The organism is Nostoc sp. TCL26-01 (genome assembly GCF_013393945.1).
Classification (GTDB): domain Bacteria; phylum Cyanobacteriota; class Cyanobacteriia; order Cyanobacteriales; family Nostocaceae; genus Trichormus.
On record NZ_CP040297.1, the window covers coordinates 3,194,486 to 3,211,865 of the forward strand.

The 17,380-nt window shown below is 40.4% G+C and carries 11 protein-coding genes; 3 read left to right on the top strand and 8 right to left on the bottom strand.

Annotation, left to right across the window (positions count from 1 at the left end; genetic code table 11):
* Nucleotides 1-97: 97 nt before the first annotated feature.
* From prfC to FD725_RS13830, 4 genes are all read right to left on the bottom strand, one after another.
* Nucleotides 98-1,720, bottom strand: coding sequence for a peptide chain release factor 3 (gene prfC / locus FD725_RS13815; RefSeq protein WP_179048653.1), 1,623 nt, complete (start codon nucleotides 1,718-1,720; stop codon nucleotides 98-100).
* Between the two features lie 350 nt (nucleotides 1,721-2,070).
* On the bottom strand, nucleotides 2,071-7,467 hold the full coding sequence (locus FD725_RS13820; RefSeq protein WP_179048654.1) for an ATP-binding sensor histidine kinase: 5,397 nt from the start codon (nucleotides 7,465-7,467) through the stop codon (nucleotides 2,071-2,073).
* Nucleotides 7,468-7,655: 188 nt separating this feature from the next.
* Nucleotides 7,656-8,207, bottom strand: coding sequence for a Rid family hydrolase (locus FD725_RS13825; RefSeq protein WP_179048655.1), 552 nt, complete (start codon nucleotides 8,205-8,207; stop codon nucleotides 7,656-7,658).
* A gap of 340 nt (nucleotides 8,208-8,547) precedes the next feature.
* Nucleotides 8,548-9,501, bottom strand: coding sequence for a Rieske (2Fe-2S) protein (locus FD725_RS13830; RefSeq protein WP_179048656.1), 954 nt, complete (start codon nucleotides 9,499-9,501; stop codon nucleotides 8,548-8,550).
* Between the two features lie 168 nt (nucleotides 9,502-9,669).
* Here FD725_RS13830 and FD725_RS13835 point away from each other — a divergent pair, with 168 nt between their 5' ends.
* Nucleotides 9,670-10,431: a TetR/AcrR family transcriptional regulator gene (locus FD725_RS13835; protein WP_218653168.1), complete on the top strand. Its 762-nt coding sequence runs from the start codon at nucleotides 9,670-9,672 to the stop codon at nucleotides 10,429-10,431.
* Nucleotides 10,432-10,622: 191 nt separating this feature from the next.
* Here FD725_RS13835 and FD725_RS13840 read toward each other — a convergent pair whose 3' ends face one another.
* The gene (locus FD725_RS13840) at nucleotides 10,623-11,201 is read right to left on the bottom strand and encodes a hypothetical protein (protein WP_179048657.1); all 579 of its coding nucleotides are present in this window, start codon (nucleotides 11,199-11,201) and stop codon (nucleotides 10,623-10,625) included.
* 356 nt (nucleotides 11,202-11,557) lie between these two features.
* Here FD725_RS13840 and hemB point away from each other — a divergent pair, with 356 nt between their 5' ends.
* Nucleotides 11,558-12,538 (top strand): porphobilinogen synthase, encoded by a 981-nt coding sequence (hemB, locus tag FD725_RS13845; protein ID WP_179048658.1) that lies wholly within the window; start codon nucleotides 11,558-11,560, stop codon nucleotides 12,536-12,538.
* 204 nt (nucleotides 12,539-12,742) lie between these two features.
* Here hemB and FD725_RS13850 read toward each other — a convergent pair whose 3' ends face one another.
* Complete coding sequence (locus FD725_RS13850) at nucleotides 12,743-13,303, bottom strand: phosphate-starvation-inducible PsiE family protein (RefSeq protein ID WP_179048659.1); 561 nt, start codon at nucleotides 13,301-13,303, stop codon at nucleotides 12,743-12,745.
* A gap of 52 nt (nucleotides 13,304-13,355) precedes the next feature.
* Nucleotides 13,356-14,303, bottom strand: coding sequence for a lipopolysaccharide assembly protein LapB (locus FD725_RS13855; RefSeq protein ID WP_179048660.1), 948 nt, complete (start codon nucleotides 14,301-14,303; stop codon nucleotides 13,356-13,358).
* 278 nt (nucleotides 14,304-14,581) lie between these two features.
* On the opposite strand from FD725_RS13855, the gene FD725_RS13860 reads away from it, so the two are divergent.
* Nucleotides 14,582-16,666, top strand: coding sequence for an elongation factor G (locus tag FD725_RS13860; RefSeq protein WP_179048661.1), 2,085 nt, complete (start codon nucleotides 14,582-14,584; stop codon nucleotides 16,664-16,666).
* Nucleotides 16,667-16,859: 193 nt separating this feature from the next.
* Here FD725_RS13860 and FD725_RS13865 read toward each other — a convergent pair whose 3' ends face one another.
* Complete coding sequence (locus tag FD725_RS13865; RefSeq protein WP_179048662.1) at nucleotides 16,860-17,333, bottom strand: hypothetical protein; 474 nt, start codon at nucleotides 17,331-17,333, stop codon at nucleotides 16,860-16,862.
* Nucleotides 17,334-17,380: the final 47 nt, after the last annotated feature.

Genomic DNA, 17,380 nt, shown 5'->3' on the forward strand with positions numbered 1-17,380 from the left:
TAATACTCGCCAAAGGCGAGAAGCAAGCTACGTAATTCATAATTCGTAATTAAGAAAGCTACTAACTAGGCATAGTCTCTTAATTTTGAATTGTGAATTATTCAACTGGTTGACTGGAAAAAACTGGAGCGATCGCGCTTAATTTTAGTTCTGGATGATCTCCCTGTAACTGTTGACAGTTCCATTCATTACGGAACAATAAAACTGGGCGGTTCATGCTGTCTTTGACGGTGGTGGTGTTGAATATACGTCCCACCTTATTCAAAGCTTCCCAACCACCTTCTACCCAACGAGCAACGCTGTAGGGTAGTAGTTCCAGAATAGTCTCTACACCATACTCGTTTTGTAGGCGAAATTGCACCACCTCGAATTGCAACTGACCCACAGCTGCCATAATGGGGTCGCGCTTGGCTTCATCAGTTGAATACATAATTTGCACTGCACCCTCCTCGCGCAATTCCGAAATGCCTTTCTGAAATTGCTTAAATTTCGAGGGGTTGGGATTGCGGAGAGTTGCAAACAGTTCTGGTGAAAAATACGGAATTCCTTCATATTCCAGCTTCTGCCCCGTGTAAATTGTATCGCCGATCGCAAAAACACCTGGATTATTCAAACCGATCACATCACCTGGATACGCTACATCAATCGATTCTCGTTCTTGAGCAAAGAGTTTTTGGGGACGCGATAGCCGCACAACTTTGCCAGTTCGAGCATGATTAACTGTCATATCTTTTTCAAACTTACCAGTGCAGACCCGGATAAAAGCCACTCGATCTCGATGTTTTGGGTCCATGTTGGCTTGGAGTTTGAAAACGAACCCGGAAAACTCTGGATATGTTGGCGGTACTTCACCAACTGTACTATTGTGGACACCTGGTTTGAGTGCATAGTCTAGGAAGTACTTGAGAAATAACTCAACTCCAAAGTTCGTCATAGCGCTACCAAAGAAAACCGGAGTCATTTTTCCCTGATGTACTAACTCTAAATCTAGTTCCGCCCCTGCACCTTCTAGGAGTTCTAAATCGTTTTTGAGTTGATAATACAGTTCTTGTTCTAGGAGTTCTTCAATTTGCGGATCACCCAAGTCTACAGTCGTGTCACGGGCTTCTTTACTCCCGTGGGCGCTACGTTCAAACAGGTGGATTTGTTGTTGGTTTCTGTCAAATACACCCTTGAAGCGATCGCCCATACCAATCGGCCAGTTAACAGCGTAGGTTTGCAACCCCAATTCTTGCTCAATTTCATCTAGCAGCTCTAATGGCTCTCTTCCCGGACGGTCGAGTTTGTTAACAAATGTAAAAATTGGTAAACCCCGTAATTTACATACTTCAAATAACTTACGTGTTTGGGGTTCCAAGCCTTTAGCCACATCTATCAGCATGACCGCATTATCGGCGGCAGCGAGAGTCCGATAAGTATCTTCACTAAAATCTTGGTGTCCTGGTGTGTCGAGTAAATTAATCTGGCAATTTTCGTATTCAAACTGTAATACTGTAGATGTAATGGAAATACCCCGTTGCTGTTCCATTGCCATCCAATCTGAAGTTGCCTTACGTTGCGCTCTCCGAGCTTTCACCGCACCAGCTTCGTGAATCGCACCTCCGTACAAGAGTAACTTTTCTGTCAGCGTAGTTTTCCCAGCATCAGGGTGAGAAATAATAGCAAAATTGCGGCGAAGCTCAACAGCTTTGTGGAGTTCCGTCTGTATTTCGGTTGACATAAAATGTGTTGACTTCCTTAGTTATGTAACTTAACTTAATTTTTTCTACTTTAGCGAGTCTCTTAATCTTAAAACAACGATGCTCAGGTAAATGCAAAATTCCCCATCTCCGACAACAAGCCTGAACAACTATACCTTTCAATTTAGCAACAACTGATACCAATTCAAAATTCAAAATTCAAAATTAAGAAAGCCTTGTTCTACAAGGGTTTCCGTGTTTGGTTCTGTATCAGATTTTTAGTGAATTGGTATGAATTGTCCTTACGGAAAATTGCCGATGAAAGGGAATAAGGAATAGGGGATAGGGGATAGGGAATGGTGCAGCAAGGCTAATCTGGGCAATCTGGAATTTAAGTCATAATTGGTAAAGTGATCATAAATTCAGTTCCTTTGCCTGGTGTAGAGTTCACAACGAGGGTTCCGTTATGTTTTTCTACGACGATTTGATAAGCGATCGCCAGTCCTAATCCTGTACCTTTGCCTACGGCTTTAGTAGTAAATAAGTGGTCAAATATTTTTTGTTTAACTTGTTCACTCATGCCAACACCATTATCAGCAATAACGATTTGAATTTTGTTATTGATGATTAACGTTTTGATGAAAATATGATTGGGATTAGCCCTCACTTCGTCAAAACTGCGTTGGTAATTCGATTCTTCTAATGCGTCAATGGCATTTGCTAAAATATTCATAAATACCTGATTTAACTGCCCAGGAAAACAATCAATCTGAGGTAGATCAGCGTATTCAGTCATCACTTCAATGGCTGGGCGCTGTTCATTGGCTTTGAGACGATGTTTCAAAATTAGAATAGTACTGTCAATACCTTCGTGAATATTAAATGGTACTTTGTAATCTTGATCAGCACGAGAAAAAGTGCGGAGACTGGTACTGATATTTTTCAGGCGATCGCAAGCCATTGACATTGAGTTAATCATCTTGGGCAAATCTTCTAAAATATAATTTAAGTCGATTTCTTCCTGATGCTCAAGAATTTCTTGTCCTGGATTTGGTAGACCTAATTGATATAGTTGCAAATGTTCAATAATATCGTTAACTGTCGGTTGAGCTTGTTGGAGTGTGGCAGAAATAAAGCCCAAGGGATTATTCATTTCATGGGCTACACCAGCAACTAAGTTACCCAATGCCAACATTTTTTCACTTTGGATTATTTGTAATTGTGCTTGTTGTAAATCTTGTAATGCTTGCCCAGCTTGTCGATAAAGTCGGGCATTTTCTAAAGAAATAGCAGCTTGGGTACAAAGGAAATTGAGAATGAGAATGCGATCACTGGTAAACACACCACTGGTTGAGCGATTCTTTAAATACAAAATGCCAATTAAGTTTCCTTGATTCAAAATGGGCAAGCAGAGCAAACTCTTGGGTTGTCTTTGGACTAAATAGTCATCGATGATAGGTAAATCAGTTTTGAGATGATCAATCACGACTACTTCTTGAGTATTTTTGACGTATTGGATCAACTTGATAGGTACGTTGGTGCTACTCTCTAAGGGTTCGGAACAAAGTTCTGTTTTTTCTAGGGTAGCAATGGCTTTTAAATGCCATTTACCATCGCTATTGGGCAAAATTAAAACGCAGCGATCGCCTCCTGAGTTTTGCAAAATTATCTGAGTCAGTTGATACAATAATTCATCTAGTTGAATCGCACTGGAGAGGCCTTGAGAGGCTTTGAGAATGGCAGCAAAATCTAAGGCAGTATTGATGCTAGAAGTAGAAGAACAACTGTTTTTTGTTGAGGCGTGAATCGAAACATTAGGGGTGGCGATTGAGGCTAGGGTTTCTAGTGAGTTGAGGGTGATCTTTGCTTGCTGAAGAATGGGGCGCAGTAAGTCGGGGTAGCGATGTTCTAAATCGTCTGTTTTGGCTTTGGCTCCCCAACGAGCGTAGCCATAGTAAGCCTCCTGCATATAACCTGCGGCAATTTTTTCTTTCCCCCAAGCTAGGTAAAACTTAGCTGCTAGTTCATGGCTGAGGGTTTCTTCTTGGAAATAGCCGTTTTCTTTCGCTCCGGTAATAGCGCGATCATACCAATCTCCTGCTTCATAATTCTGGCCTAAAACCCGATAGGTTTCAGCCTGTACAAGTTGATACTTGTGTAAATAGTTCATGGGAGCGTGACGCGCCCATGTCTCCATCGATTTTTGATTTGCCGCAATCTTAGCTAATATCAGTGTTTTCTCTGTTGGATAGGCACATAATGCCAGCAGATTTAAGGATTGATAGAAATTCTTTAAGGGAATAATCAATAAACCAGCAGCACCCTGTTCGTATGCCTCAAATTTATCAGCATATTCTGCCGCATTTTGATGATCTCCAAATAAATAAGATAGTAATAATTTGGCGAGATAAACATAGCAAATTCCATTGACATTATGACTTTGAATTAAAGATGGGAGAGTTTCTATTTCATTAAATGATGAGCCAATCAGCAGCATAGGATTTTCGGCATGACCACGCAAATTAATTACAGTTTGCCGCCATGTATTTGCCCAGATTAAAGAAACTTCTTGCTTGATTTCTTCTATGAGCAGACAATATTTATTAGCTTCAGATTCAGCAAATTCTAGGTTTTCTCCAGTCCAGAATAAAAACTGGCAATAGCAATTAGCACAATATCCTACATATTCTAAGTCACCATGTTCTAGCCCACTGCTAAGACCTGCCAAAAATACAGGTAGAGTAGAACGAATGGAATTTTGCCAATGTTTAATAAATAAGGCAAATGTCAGATTAACTTTGCTAGTTAGTTCTTTTGCCTGAAACCGATCTAAAATAATAGTTGCTAGTTGACCAAATTGATATCCTCGTTCGATTTCGCCAGTGGCACATAAGAATAATCCATAAAGACTATAGGCGATCGCTGCTTGGGGTGAGTTACCATGTTCAATGCAGATTTTCACCATTGTGAATATCTTTAAAGGTAATAACTCAGGTTTGGCTAAATATACAGATGCGAACAAACCAACAAGGATTCGCAAGGCTGCGGATTGGTGAGGATTGCCCAACTGAGGTAAATTGACTAGTGTGGCAATCGGGCGATCGCCTAACACAAGTCTCAGTTTTTGGTGTTCAGCTATCATCATCGCAAAATCACATTCTTGAGCGAAATCTACACCCAGTAATCCCAAAGCTTCTCTACCTATATTGATGGCTTCTAGTAATTTATTTTGGGCTGTATATGATTGAATTTGAATTTCATAAACTTTGATTTTATCTAATGAATCTTGAGCTTTTACAAGTGTTTCTTGAATTAAATATTTTGCAGTTTCAAAATTAGTGTTTAAATATTCTGATTCTGCTAACAATTCATATAATTTTAGAGTTAAATTGTAATGAGATTGCCAGCTATCAGTAGGTAATAGTTTTAAAGCTGTGTTTAAATAACTAATAGCAGCAGTATACGCTGTGGCAACTTTTGCCTTACGTCCAGCCATTAAGTTTAACTGAGATAGTTGCACTTTTGCAGAGGGTTTGTCAATCAAATCAATTCCCATATTTAACTGATTGACAATATCAAAGATGCGACTTTCTAGCTCTTTTTCTGGTGTATTATTTAAGAGTAATTGTCCCATCTGAAAGTGAGTTGCTTGTTTTTGGGGTTCAGGAATGAGGTAATAGGCTGCTTGTTGGACACGATCATGGAGAAAGCGATAAGTTAGATTGATAGACTGATGATTAATGATTTTCTGGGAGTCTAATTTTTCTACATCTTCTGTCTGAAAGAACTTATAAACTTGGCTAGTTGGCAAAATCAATTCATCTTGCAGCGCTTTCCATAACGCTATAGCGACATTGGTTTGAGATTGTTCAGAAACAATCGCCAAAGTTGCTAAATCAAACTGATTACCTATACAGGCTGCTAACTTGAGTACATTTTGCGTTGCGGAGGGCAATTTCTGCAACTGCTGCGCCATGAACTCTACCACATCATCGGTAAGGGACAAGGCATTAATTTGAGCAATATCGCATTCCCAACATCCTTGATGACGATTAAAGGTAATCTGTCCGTTTTCGTGTAACGCTTTAAGAAACTGGGTAATAAAAAAGGGATTACCTTGGGTTTTGCGCTCAATGAATTGTGCCAGAGGAAGCGATCGCTCTTGGGTACAATGTAAGGTATCAGCTATCAATTGATTTGTGTCGGCCAATTTAAGGGAAGCCAGGGTAATTGTTTTCACACTCTTACCTGCTTGCTGTAATTCCTCCACCGCCAAAATCAACGGGTGTACGGGTGAAACTTCATTATCCCGATAAGCACCCAATAACAGTAAATTCCCTTTATACCCCATCAGCAATTTAATCAACTGTAAAGAAGCTGAATCTGCCCACTGCAAGTCATCCAGAAACATCACCAGTGGATGTTCGGCGGTTGTCAAGACTTCAATAAACTTTTGGAACAATAGATTAAAGCGATTCTGTACGGCTGTTCCCTCAAGATTGGGTGCAGGGGGTTGTTTGCCAATCACTAGTTCCAATTCAGGAATCACCTCAATCAAAACTTGTCCACTATCTCCCAATGCTTCCAGAATTCTATCTCGCCACTTGGCTAGTTGCGTGTCAGATTCCGATAACAATTGCCCCATTAAATCGCCCAAGGCTTGCACAAAGGCAGAAAGAGGGATATTACGATTAAATTGGTCAAATTTACCTTTGATGAAATACCCATGCTGACGGGTAATCGGTTTATGAACTTCATTGATAACGGCAGTTTTGCCAATACCTGAAAATCCTGCTACCAACAGCATCTCAGGTTGACTATTTGACACTCTCTCAAAAGCATCAAGTAGCATCTGCACTTGGGCTTCTCGCCCGTAAAGTTTTTCTGGGATAAAAAAGCGATCGCACACATCTCTTTGAGCGATCGTAAAATATGTAATATTGCCAGTATTGCTTAATTGAGCCAAACAATTTTCTAAATCATATTTTAATCCCCAAGCACCCTGATATCTATCCTCGGCATTCTTTGCCATCAACTTCATCACGATATCTGAAAGTACCTGGGGAATTTCTTCCCTGTTACCTAAGACAGTCGGCATTTTCGCAATATGACAATGCACCAACTCCATCGGATCATCAGAGATAAATGGTAATTCTCTCGTCAATAACTCAAATAATGTCACACCCAGAGAATAAAAATCGCTGCGGTAATCTATCCCCCGGTTCATTCTGCCAGTTTGTTCAGGAGAAATATAAGCTAGGGTTCCTTCTAAGACATTGGGACTTTTGATCTCTTGGGTTTCTTTGGGAAGTAAAGAAGCAATACTAAAATCAATTAGTTGAACTTTCTTGGTTTGGGGATGAATCAGAATGTTTGCTGGCTTAACGTCTTTGTGGATCACACAATTGTGATGTAAGTCTTGGAAAATATTACTTAATTGTATAACGATCGCCAAAATTTCTCCCAGAGATAAAATATTAGTCTTGATATATTCTCTTAAAGAAATTTCTCCCGTATCTGCCATTACCAAAATATAACCATTAGCATATGTTTCTAATGCTAATGGATGAATAATACCAGGAATATTGAGATTTTTGCTAATGGTATATTGATTGCGAAATTGTAGTAACTCATTGAAGCTGGGATACTCAGAAGTAAGCAGTTTGATGACTACAGGGAGTGTATCTTGCTCTCGGATGGCTCGGTAAACTAAGGTTCTAGAGCCTGCATATAATTGTTCATTGATTTGATATCCGGGAATAATTAGATTGTGGCTCGCAGTAATCATTTATGTTTACCTCACAATGCAAATTTGTTTTTGCGTTATGAAGTTAGTATTCCCACAAACTCGATGTTTACTAAAGGTAAATCCAATAAAAGATGAGGTAATACAGTTGCTTGATTATGGCAACCGTTATTACCACATCCATAAGATTATGAGAATTTTGATCCAAAACCTAACTAACAGTAATTTTTTTAAGGTTGATCGGGAATTACTGCATAAGCATCAATCTCAAACAACATCCCGTCAAGCGCCAGTCTAGGCACAGGAATGAGTGTGTTTGCTGGTGGTTTAAATCCCCATAAACTAACGATTTCACGTCCTAGTGGAATCAATTTATCTTGATTATAATCTACAATAAGAATTGTAGTTTTTGCTACATCACTAGGTTTCGCACCCACCGCGTCTAAGGCAAAACGTAGGTTCTGAAAAGCCTTAACTAACTGTGGCTCAAACTCATTCGAGACAAGATTTCCCTGTAAATCTGAACCAAATTGACCAGAAATATAGACGGTTCTCGTTCTTGGTGGTGTCACAGCTATATGACTATAACCATTGCGAGTTGCATCATATAACATTGGTGGGTTGATTAATTGCACCTCTTTTTTCGGTTGAGCCTTCACTTCCTTTTGTGTTCCCACTACAAAGGCAGTACCTAGCCCACTACCCCCAAGCCACAACAGTGCATTTCGTCGTGAAAATTTTGTCACTAATGAATTTACCGCACTGGTAATATGTCGTGTCATTGCAGCTCCCTAAATATGATGGCTTTATTTTTACTCATACTTAACTTTATTATCCATCAAGTTTGAATAAAATAACACCGTCTTGTGATGATTTTTCTGTGAAATCACGCAATAATTCTTGGTTTTAAATATTTGCAACATGATTTCGTAATTGCTTAACAGAGATTTAATCTCTGCTTCACCACTAAGCCAGTCAATCAAAGGACAGGGTTAGGTTTATCGATTATATATCTGGTGAAAATGAATGTAGAGACGTTGCAGTGCAACGTCTCTACAAAGATTTCGGGCAACTGAGTGCAGCTAGCTTTATCTGATTGCGAAATCTACGCCAAATTGTTGCTCACCATTCACGATATAGCTTTTGGGCAAGAAACATAATTTCTTCATTGGGTAAGCGAATTTTGGCTGGCTGGTGAGGATAAGAAGTTTCAATGGCGCGTGTATCTTGCTCTATTACTGTTGCCACTGCACTTAACACAAAGCGCCCCAGTAGTGGTTTCAAAATGGGGTGTTTAGGTTGACTGTAGACGAGAACAAAGGTTTTAGTTTGGGTTGCAGTTTCTGGATACAACGCATGAACTTGCAAAACTTCTCCAATAGGAAAATCTGCACGAAAAGTTGTTAGTGAGGGAAAAGCATATTCTAATATTCCGGTGTAAGTCTTGGGTGCAGTGAGGATAACCGGGTTTTGGAGGATATCATTCCAGGTACTGTCGTCACGATCTAGTTCTTGCACAACTTTTGCCCAATATCCATCATGCTCAAATACAGGGATGCGATTGGCTTTGATGCCAAATAACTCGCGGTGTGTGCCATTTTGATGGTTGTAGTCATAATTGATTGATATACTATCCAAAAAAGTACCATGAATACTTTTTTCTCCAGCAACTCCTAAAAAGCTCATACCTGCACTGACTTTGGAGATTAGATCCGGAATCGGAGTTTTGGGAGTATAACCGCCGTATGTCCAAATACAATCGTCTTTAATGACGATTTCCAGAGGTGCGAGTAGAGGTTGACCACCCACCTTGTCGCCATTGTGCAGTCTTCCCTGCCCATCAAACTCTAGCGCATGGAAAGGACAAGCGATCGCATCTGTGTGTTGACAAATCCAACCATCTGATAACGGTGCTTGCATATGAGGACAAATGTTATCAAGGGCAAACACTTCACCTTGTTGATTTTGCCAGAGTACATAGTCATGTTCATTGAGTGTGACTTTGTAAGGTTTGTTAATGCCCAACATGGAACGATGAGCAATTAACCAAGGTGCGCCCGGCAGAATTGGTTCCATAAAGGTCTCCCAAAGATTGGTTTTAAGGTATGAGAAATCAATGCGATGACTTAATGATCGAGGAAGCTGATTGCTCCATGATTGCGATCGTTCAAGTAAAATTGTGACAAAAGTTTCATCTTTAAAACTTAAAATACGACATATTATTCACTTTTGTCAACTGAGAACGTGACCAAACCAGAACTTAACTCCATGCGCCGTCAACCCCAACAAAAACGTAGTCAACAACGAGTAGAGAAAATTCTCCAAGCAGCAGCAGAGGTTTTTGTTGAAGTAGGATATGAAGCTGCAACTACCCACGTGATAGCTGCAAAAGCTGAAACGGCGGTTGGTTCCCTATATCAGTTTTTCCCTGATAAACTGGCAATTTTTCATGCTCTGGAAGCTCGTCATATGGAACAGGTGACAGCTATTCATGCCAAGTTGATGCAGTCAGCAGATGAGCAAAAGTCATTATCAAAGTTTATTGAACACGTGGTAAATACCTATGCTGAATATTTTGCAGATCCCATACCGCGTGTTGTGTATATTCAGTATTTCGTTGCACCAGACTTGTTTAAGCTATTTAACGAAACCTTTAATGAGTGGTTAATACAACAATTTGCTGGCTTATTCCGCAGGTGGAATCCAGACTTAGCTGTGGACAAAAGCCAACTGTTAGCAGAAACAGTTCATTTATGTTACAACGCTTTACTACTCAATGCTTTACGTAAGGATCAGCATCAAAGACAAGCTTATTATGGGGAAATCAAAGATTTATTAGTAGCATATTTGACACCTTACGCACTACAACACACACAGCAAGTAATGAAAGTAATGATATGTCCACACTGTCATTCATCTCGTTTATCTAAAAATGGGCATCGTCACGGGAAACAGCGCTATCTCTGTAAAGACTGTGGTAAACAATTCTTAGAAAAACCCATGTAGGAATAGAGGTTTAGGAGGAACATTCCCAAACTATAGGACTAGTATTTGATTATTGAAAAAAATTAGTACCAGTTAAGAAACTTCTTACAAGAGTGCCTATTGCCTATTGCCTACCTACGTAAATTATACCAATTTAAAAAAAGAATGCGACAGATGGGTAGCGATTGTATATTTTTTTAGTTGGAAGTCCCTTATGGTCTTTCAATTGTAATTGCTATTATTTTTCCATCACTACCCATTTGAAATCTACCATTTAATCTATCGCTTATCTCTACGTTAAACACTTGAATATCAAGTACAACTGTTTCAACTTTTCCGCTAGGAAATACTTTCTCTAAATCCGTAATTTTTGACTTAAATGATATACCTTCCTTCAAAACAAGATTTGGTAAATCCACAGAATGTATACCGATCGATATCAACTGATCGTTTCTAAAGATAAAATTTGAGTTAAAAAAAGTTAACTGTACTATATCATTGTCTCGCATCCAAATTAGCCTGGGCTTGCCCCATAACCTTACTACATCATCCATTTTGTCTCCTAACTTAATGCCAGCGATCGTCTCGTCTTGTATCGAACCACCTCTTTCTGTTAAATAAGGATATGATAATTCCTGTTCAGTAAGGGAATTTAACTTTTCTGAAAATGAGTCATTCGATGCAAAAGCTGGAACTGAAATTGACGAAATGACTGTAATGAAAGACAGCAAAAATGTAATTTTTATTAGTCTCATATGTATTTTTTGATAGATTTCAAAAAAATTATACATTGTTTATGCTGGCATTTGTCTGTATCATATTTTTTGCGAGCATTACCCAATGCCACTTCTCTAAACGCAGAAAATCCACACACAAGAGTGGCTTCACTACGTTTATTTGCGATATCAAATATTAGTCGTCCTACAGATAATTAAAAATTTATTTAAACCTGAAGTGGTAAAGTTTTCTTTTTACATCTAGAACGCAACAGCGCGGTAAAATACAAAATTGCCCCACAACTTGAGCAAGCGTAGGGCAATGGACAGTTAAGCACTGTCAGTAGTCTGTCCGACAACAACGGAGTTTTGTCACACTTTTGTGACGCTTTGTTTTGTGTCCCTTACATTGTTATTCATTACACAAATTTATGTTTCCAACACACCGCCCTCGCCGTTTGCGTACTCATCCTCAATTGCGCCGGATGGTACGTGAAACCGTATTGACTACCAATGATTTGATTTACCCGTTGTTTGCTGTACCAGGAGAAGGAATCGCCCATGAGGTTAAATCTATGCCTGGAGTCTACCAATTGTCGGTAGATAAGATTGTGGAAGAGGCAAAACAAGTTTATGACTTAGGCATTCCCTCAATTATTTTGTTTGGTATCCCAGCAGATAAAGATACAGACGCTACTGGGGCTTGGCATGATTGCGGCATTGTCCAGCAAGCAGCAACGGCGGTAAAAGCAGCTGTACCAGATTTGATTGTCATTGCTGATACTTGTTTGTGTGAGTATACCAGCCACGGCCACTGTGGTTATTTGCAAGTAGGAGATTTGACAGGACGAGTTCTTAATGATCCGACTTTGGAGTTGTTGAAGCAAACAGCAGTTTCTCAAGCTAAGGCTGGTGCGGATATCATTGCTCCTTCGGGGATGATGGATGGCTTTGTCCAAGCAATTCGCGCTGGTTTGGATGAAGCGGGATTCCAAGACACACCGATTTTATCCTATGCTGCTAAGTATGCTTCGGCTTACTATGGGCCGTTCAGAGATGCGGCAGATTCGACACCGCAATTTGGGGACAGAAGAACTTACCAAATGGACCCAGGTAACTCCCGCGAAGCCATTAAGGAAATTGAATTGGATATTGCGGAAGGGGCTGATATGCTGATGGTGAAGCCTGCCTTGGCTTACATGGATATCATCTGGCGGGTGAAGGAAGCCAGTAATTTACCTGTGGCTGCTTACAACGTCTCTGGTGAGTATTCTATGGTGAAAGCGGCGGCACTGAATGGTTGGATTGATGAGGAGCGTGTTGTGATGGAAACTTTAACAGGGTTTAAACGCGCTGGTGCAGATTTGATTTTAACCTACCACGCCAAAGATGCAGCACGTTGGTTGCAGTAATTGTTCATCTCACGCACAGACGCAGAAGTACAAAGTTTTCTTTTGAGTTTTTGTGTCTAGGCGTGAGATTGTTTTATGGCGTTAGTTAAACGAGAGTGATCTCATGTTTAACTAAATGATTCTAATTAACTTAGATTGGATTTAATGTGATTGAAAACAGCACAATTATTGCTTTAAGCTACGCTTCACCCAATCCAGAATAACTCACCCTAAAAGTTGATTTTCATCATGGTGACGTGAGTACTGCAACTCTAAATTTGTTTGCCTTTGCTTGCTTCCTTGATAGGAAATGGGGCAAAGTTTTGTATTGGCACTCATGCAATCCATGTGTGGTGTTTTGGCACAGACGATCAATAAAGCGCCCAAAATAAATAATAAGCCACAAATGGCGGCTGTTTGCATGGCAGAAATTTCGAGTGCGCCATGAACAACTACTTCCCGCAAAACAGATACAATGGCTACTTCTACAGCTACACCGACAGCAATGCTATGTTCTTGTAAATAGACCATTAAGAGTCTAAATAATTCTACCAGAATTAGGATAAAGAGTATTTTGGCGGTGATGTGTTTATAATCTAGTGCTTGTGTGATGGCGATGAATATGCCCCACAATTGAATTAACATCACGGCAAACAAAGATAGGCATAAAACTACTACTAACAAGTCTTGAAAGGCTTCCATATTGCGGACAATTGAGTGGCGATCAAGCCAGCGATCGCAAAATAAAAATCGGCTTTTGCTGCGTTTTTGCATTTGGTTTTCCATTTTCGTCTAGTTCATTAGTTAATTCACTCCATATTTTCATTTTTACCGCAGATTAATTATTCTTACCTCCGCGAGATGAAGAGTTTAAATTTTGTACTTGTTGTAACAATTTTTCTGCATTTTTTTCCCACTGAGAGTTACCTTGAGATTTATATAGATTTCGCGCATAATTAAACACTTTAGCCGATTCTCCATATTTTTTTAATTGCATAAATGCTAACCCAGCACCGTAATAAGCATTGGGATAATTAGGATTAGCTTCGGCTGATTTTCTAAAGGCTGCTAGTGCTTCTGTAAAGTTCCCTTGATTAACTAAAACCACTCCCAAATTATAGTGAGCTTCGGGATATTTGGGATTGATTTTTACAGCTTGATTAAAAGCTTCTTTGGCTAAATTGATTTTATTTTGTTGTAAGTAACAAATTCCTAAATGGTAGTGAGGTTCTGGAGCATTTTTACTATATTCTACTGCTTTTTTAAAAGAGGCGATCGCTCCTTCCCAATTTTGTTGTTGTTCTCTCACCAAACCTAAATTATAATGAGCAAAGCCTATCCTGGGTTCAATTTCTAGAGCGCGTTGTAAATAGTCACTAGCTTGTTGTAAATTATTGCCTTCTAACAATGCTCCGCCTAAATTTGCAAAGGCTAAAGCAAAATTAGGATCAGCTTGAGTTGCTCGATAAAATGCGTCGGCTGCTGGTTGTAACTTGCCAGTTTGTCGCAGCGCTAAACCCAAATTGTAATGAGCCGGGGCTAAGGTAGGATCTAATTGAGAGGCGGTTTGAAAAGCGGCGATCGCTTCAGAAATTCTCCCAGATTGAATCGCCTGTAAGCCTTGATTTAAAAAGGTTGTGGCTGTAGGTACGATAGATTGTGCCAACAGAGGAATGGGGAAATGGTGCTTGATGGGGACAGTGGCTATTGCTGGTGTCCAGATGCCACTTATTAATAGCAAACTCAGCATTTTTGTGATGCGGTATGGAGAAGATAATAGTTTCATTGGGGAAATAGCTCAAAATCGTTTTTGTTATCTTTACTTCATAAAAACTTTCGTTAAAAATTATGTTTTAACAAAAAGTTTTGATTTGGCATTAAAGTTTGGAACGCTTAACTTTTCTTAAGATAAATCTTACGAGAGGCTACAATTTTTTTTGCCTTTGATTAAAAGAAGGATAATGGCAAGTTAAAGAGGGGATAATTCTCCTGCAACAGAACAATGATTCATCCCTGAGAAAACAGGGTTATGCGGTCAGAGAGACTAACCGCAAGGGAGGCTTTATGAACGAAAAAGTCAGATTAGGTTCGCGGAATGTTGCCATTGTCGGCCCTTATTTAAGTGGAAAAACCACATTACTAGAAAGTTTATTATTTGTTACCGGAACCATATCGCGCAAAGGCAGCGTTAAGGATAGTAACACAGTCGGAGATAGTGCAGCAGAAGCACGCGATCGCCATATTAGCGTCGAGATTAGTACTGCTAGCACCGAGTATAACCGCACTCGCTTTACATTTATAGACTGTCCCGGTAGTGTGGAATTTGCCCAAGAAACATACAACGCTTTGATCGGCGTTGATGCGGCAATTGTCGTTTGTGAACCAATACGCGATCGCGTTTTAACTCTTGCTCCTTTATTTAAATTCCTAGACGATTGGGAAATTCCCCATCTTGTTTTCGTTAACAAAATGGATCGAGCCAACATTCATGTCCTCGAAACATTACACGCCCTCAAAGCCGTTTCCAGCCGTCCCTTGGTAGCACATCAATACCCCATCATGCAAAGAGAAGTTGGAGCGGCGGCTTCCGCCGATCCAAACTTCGGAGGGGAACAACTCACCGGCTTCATCGACATGGTGAGTGAACAAGCTTATCAATATCATGCCGGCGCACCTGCTGACCCCATTCCCTTCCCCGAAAATCTCAAGGCAGAAGAACATATTGCCCGCGCAGAAATGCTTGAAGCATTAGCAAATTTTGATGATCATTTATTGGAAGAACTTTTAGAAGATATTGAACCACCCCAAGAAGAAATTCTCCAAGATTTAAAAATGGAGTTAGGGGCAGATTTAGTAGTCCCCGTCTTCTTTGGTGTAGCCGAACAAGATTATGGCGTGAGACCTTTATTAGAAGCATTACTCCGGGAAGCACCAGAACCAGAAACCACAGCTACCCGTCGCCTCAAAGGTAAAACCACTAAAGCCCCGCTAGCGCAAGTATTAAAAACTTATTACACTCCTCAAGGTGGTAAACTCTCCTTGGTGCGGATTTGGCAAGGTACATTAACCGATGGTCTGATTGTCAACGGTGTTCGCACTGGTGGAATTTATCGCCTCCTGGGACAACAACAACAGTCAGTCAATGAAGCCCATGCTGGGGAAATCGTCGCCTTGAGTCGTTTGGAAGGAGTCAAGACAGGAGACACCATTTCCACAGAACGACCGACAGAACTACCCAAAGCCGAACAGTTAGAACCAGTCTATGCCCTCGCCATCACCCCAGAAAAGCGCAACGATGAAGTCAAACTCAGCGCCGCTATCACCAAATTATTAGAAGAAGATCCTTCCCTGGCTTGGGAACAACACGGAGACACCCATGAAGTGATTCTCTGGGGACAAGGTGAAATTCATTTGCAAGTCGCCTTAGATAGACTGCGCCGCAAATATAACTTGCCCATGACGACTCACTTACCACAAGTACCTTACAAAGAAACTATCCGCAAACCTGTAAACTCAGTTCATGGACGCTACAAACATCAAAGCGGTGGACATGGACAGTTTGGTGATGTGTTCCTCGATATTAAACCTTTACCCAGAGGTGATGGTTTTAACTTTAAAGAAACCATTGTCGGTGGTGTCGTGCCTAGACAATATATTCCTGGGGTAGAAATGGGTGTGCGGGAGTTTCTGGTACACGGGCCTTTAGGGTTCCCCATTGTTGATGTGGCTGTCACTTTAACCAATGGTTCCTATCACAGCGTTGATAGTTCCGAACAAGCATTTAAACAAGCTGCCCGTTTAGCCATGCAAACAGGCATACCCCAAGCTCAACCCACCTTATTAGAACCAATTTTACGAGTGCAAGTCACCACACCCAGCGAATTTACCTCCAAGGTACTGCAACTGCTGAGTGGTAGACGGGGGCAAATTTTAGGCTATGAAGGCAGACAAGACTGGCAAGGTTGGGATCATGTTTCGGCTTACTTACCACAAGCCGAGATGCAGAACTTTATTGTAGAGCTGCGATCGCTCACCCTCGGCGTTGGTTCCTTCCATTGGGAATATGATCATCTGCAAGAAGTCCCCGAAAAACTAGCCGAACGTGTTATCGCTAGCAACGGTAACGGTAGCAACGGTAACGGCAAGTAATTTTTGCTCAAGTTTCATCTCCTCTATTTAAACTCTTGGAGTGGCAACTGTCGCCACTCTTTTTTCATCGGCAAGTGACTAGCAAAAATTGACATTTCATCATTAAACAACTTAGAGGTAATTTATAAAGTAAACCTTAAATTGTCGCTTTGCACCCTTTTGAATCGGATAATTTGAATGAGGTGATTGGGATTTATCGACCAAATACACCTATGCCGTAGTAACAAGTATTGCTATTACAATTAGCCATATTTACCCAGATGCGATAATTGCCACTGCGATCGGGATTGAGAGTAATAGCAGGAATATCATCCTCCTCTAAATCCGAAGCAATTAGATTTCCTCGCTCATCAGTCATGGCAATATCTAAATCCGCACAATCGCTGTCACAGACTCCGACAATTCCGTAGGAAATACCTGCACGCAGATTTATGTTGATATATTGGGAACGACCTTCACGGAGGGTATCGATGGTAGGTTCGTGAGTTAAAGTGTAATTTCCTAAACCTAATGCAAATGCCTTTGTTTCTAGCTGCTCTCCGACTTGATAAATATATTCGGTATCGTCTTCTGCACGAACTACGGTTGGTACAAGGAAGATAAATGCAAACAGTGCGCTTGCTATGAGGTTTTTGATTCGTTTGTTATTGAGTGCTTTGTGTGACATGAGATTGTCTGCTGAACTCGACAACCTTAATGTCACCTACACCTATG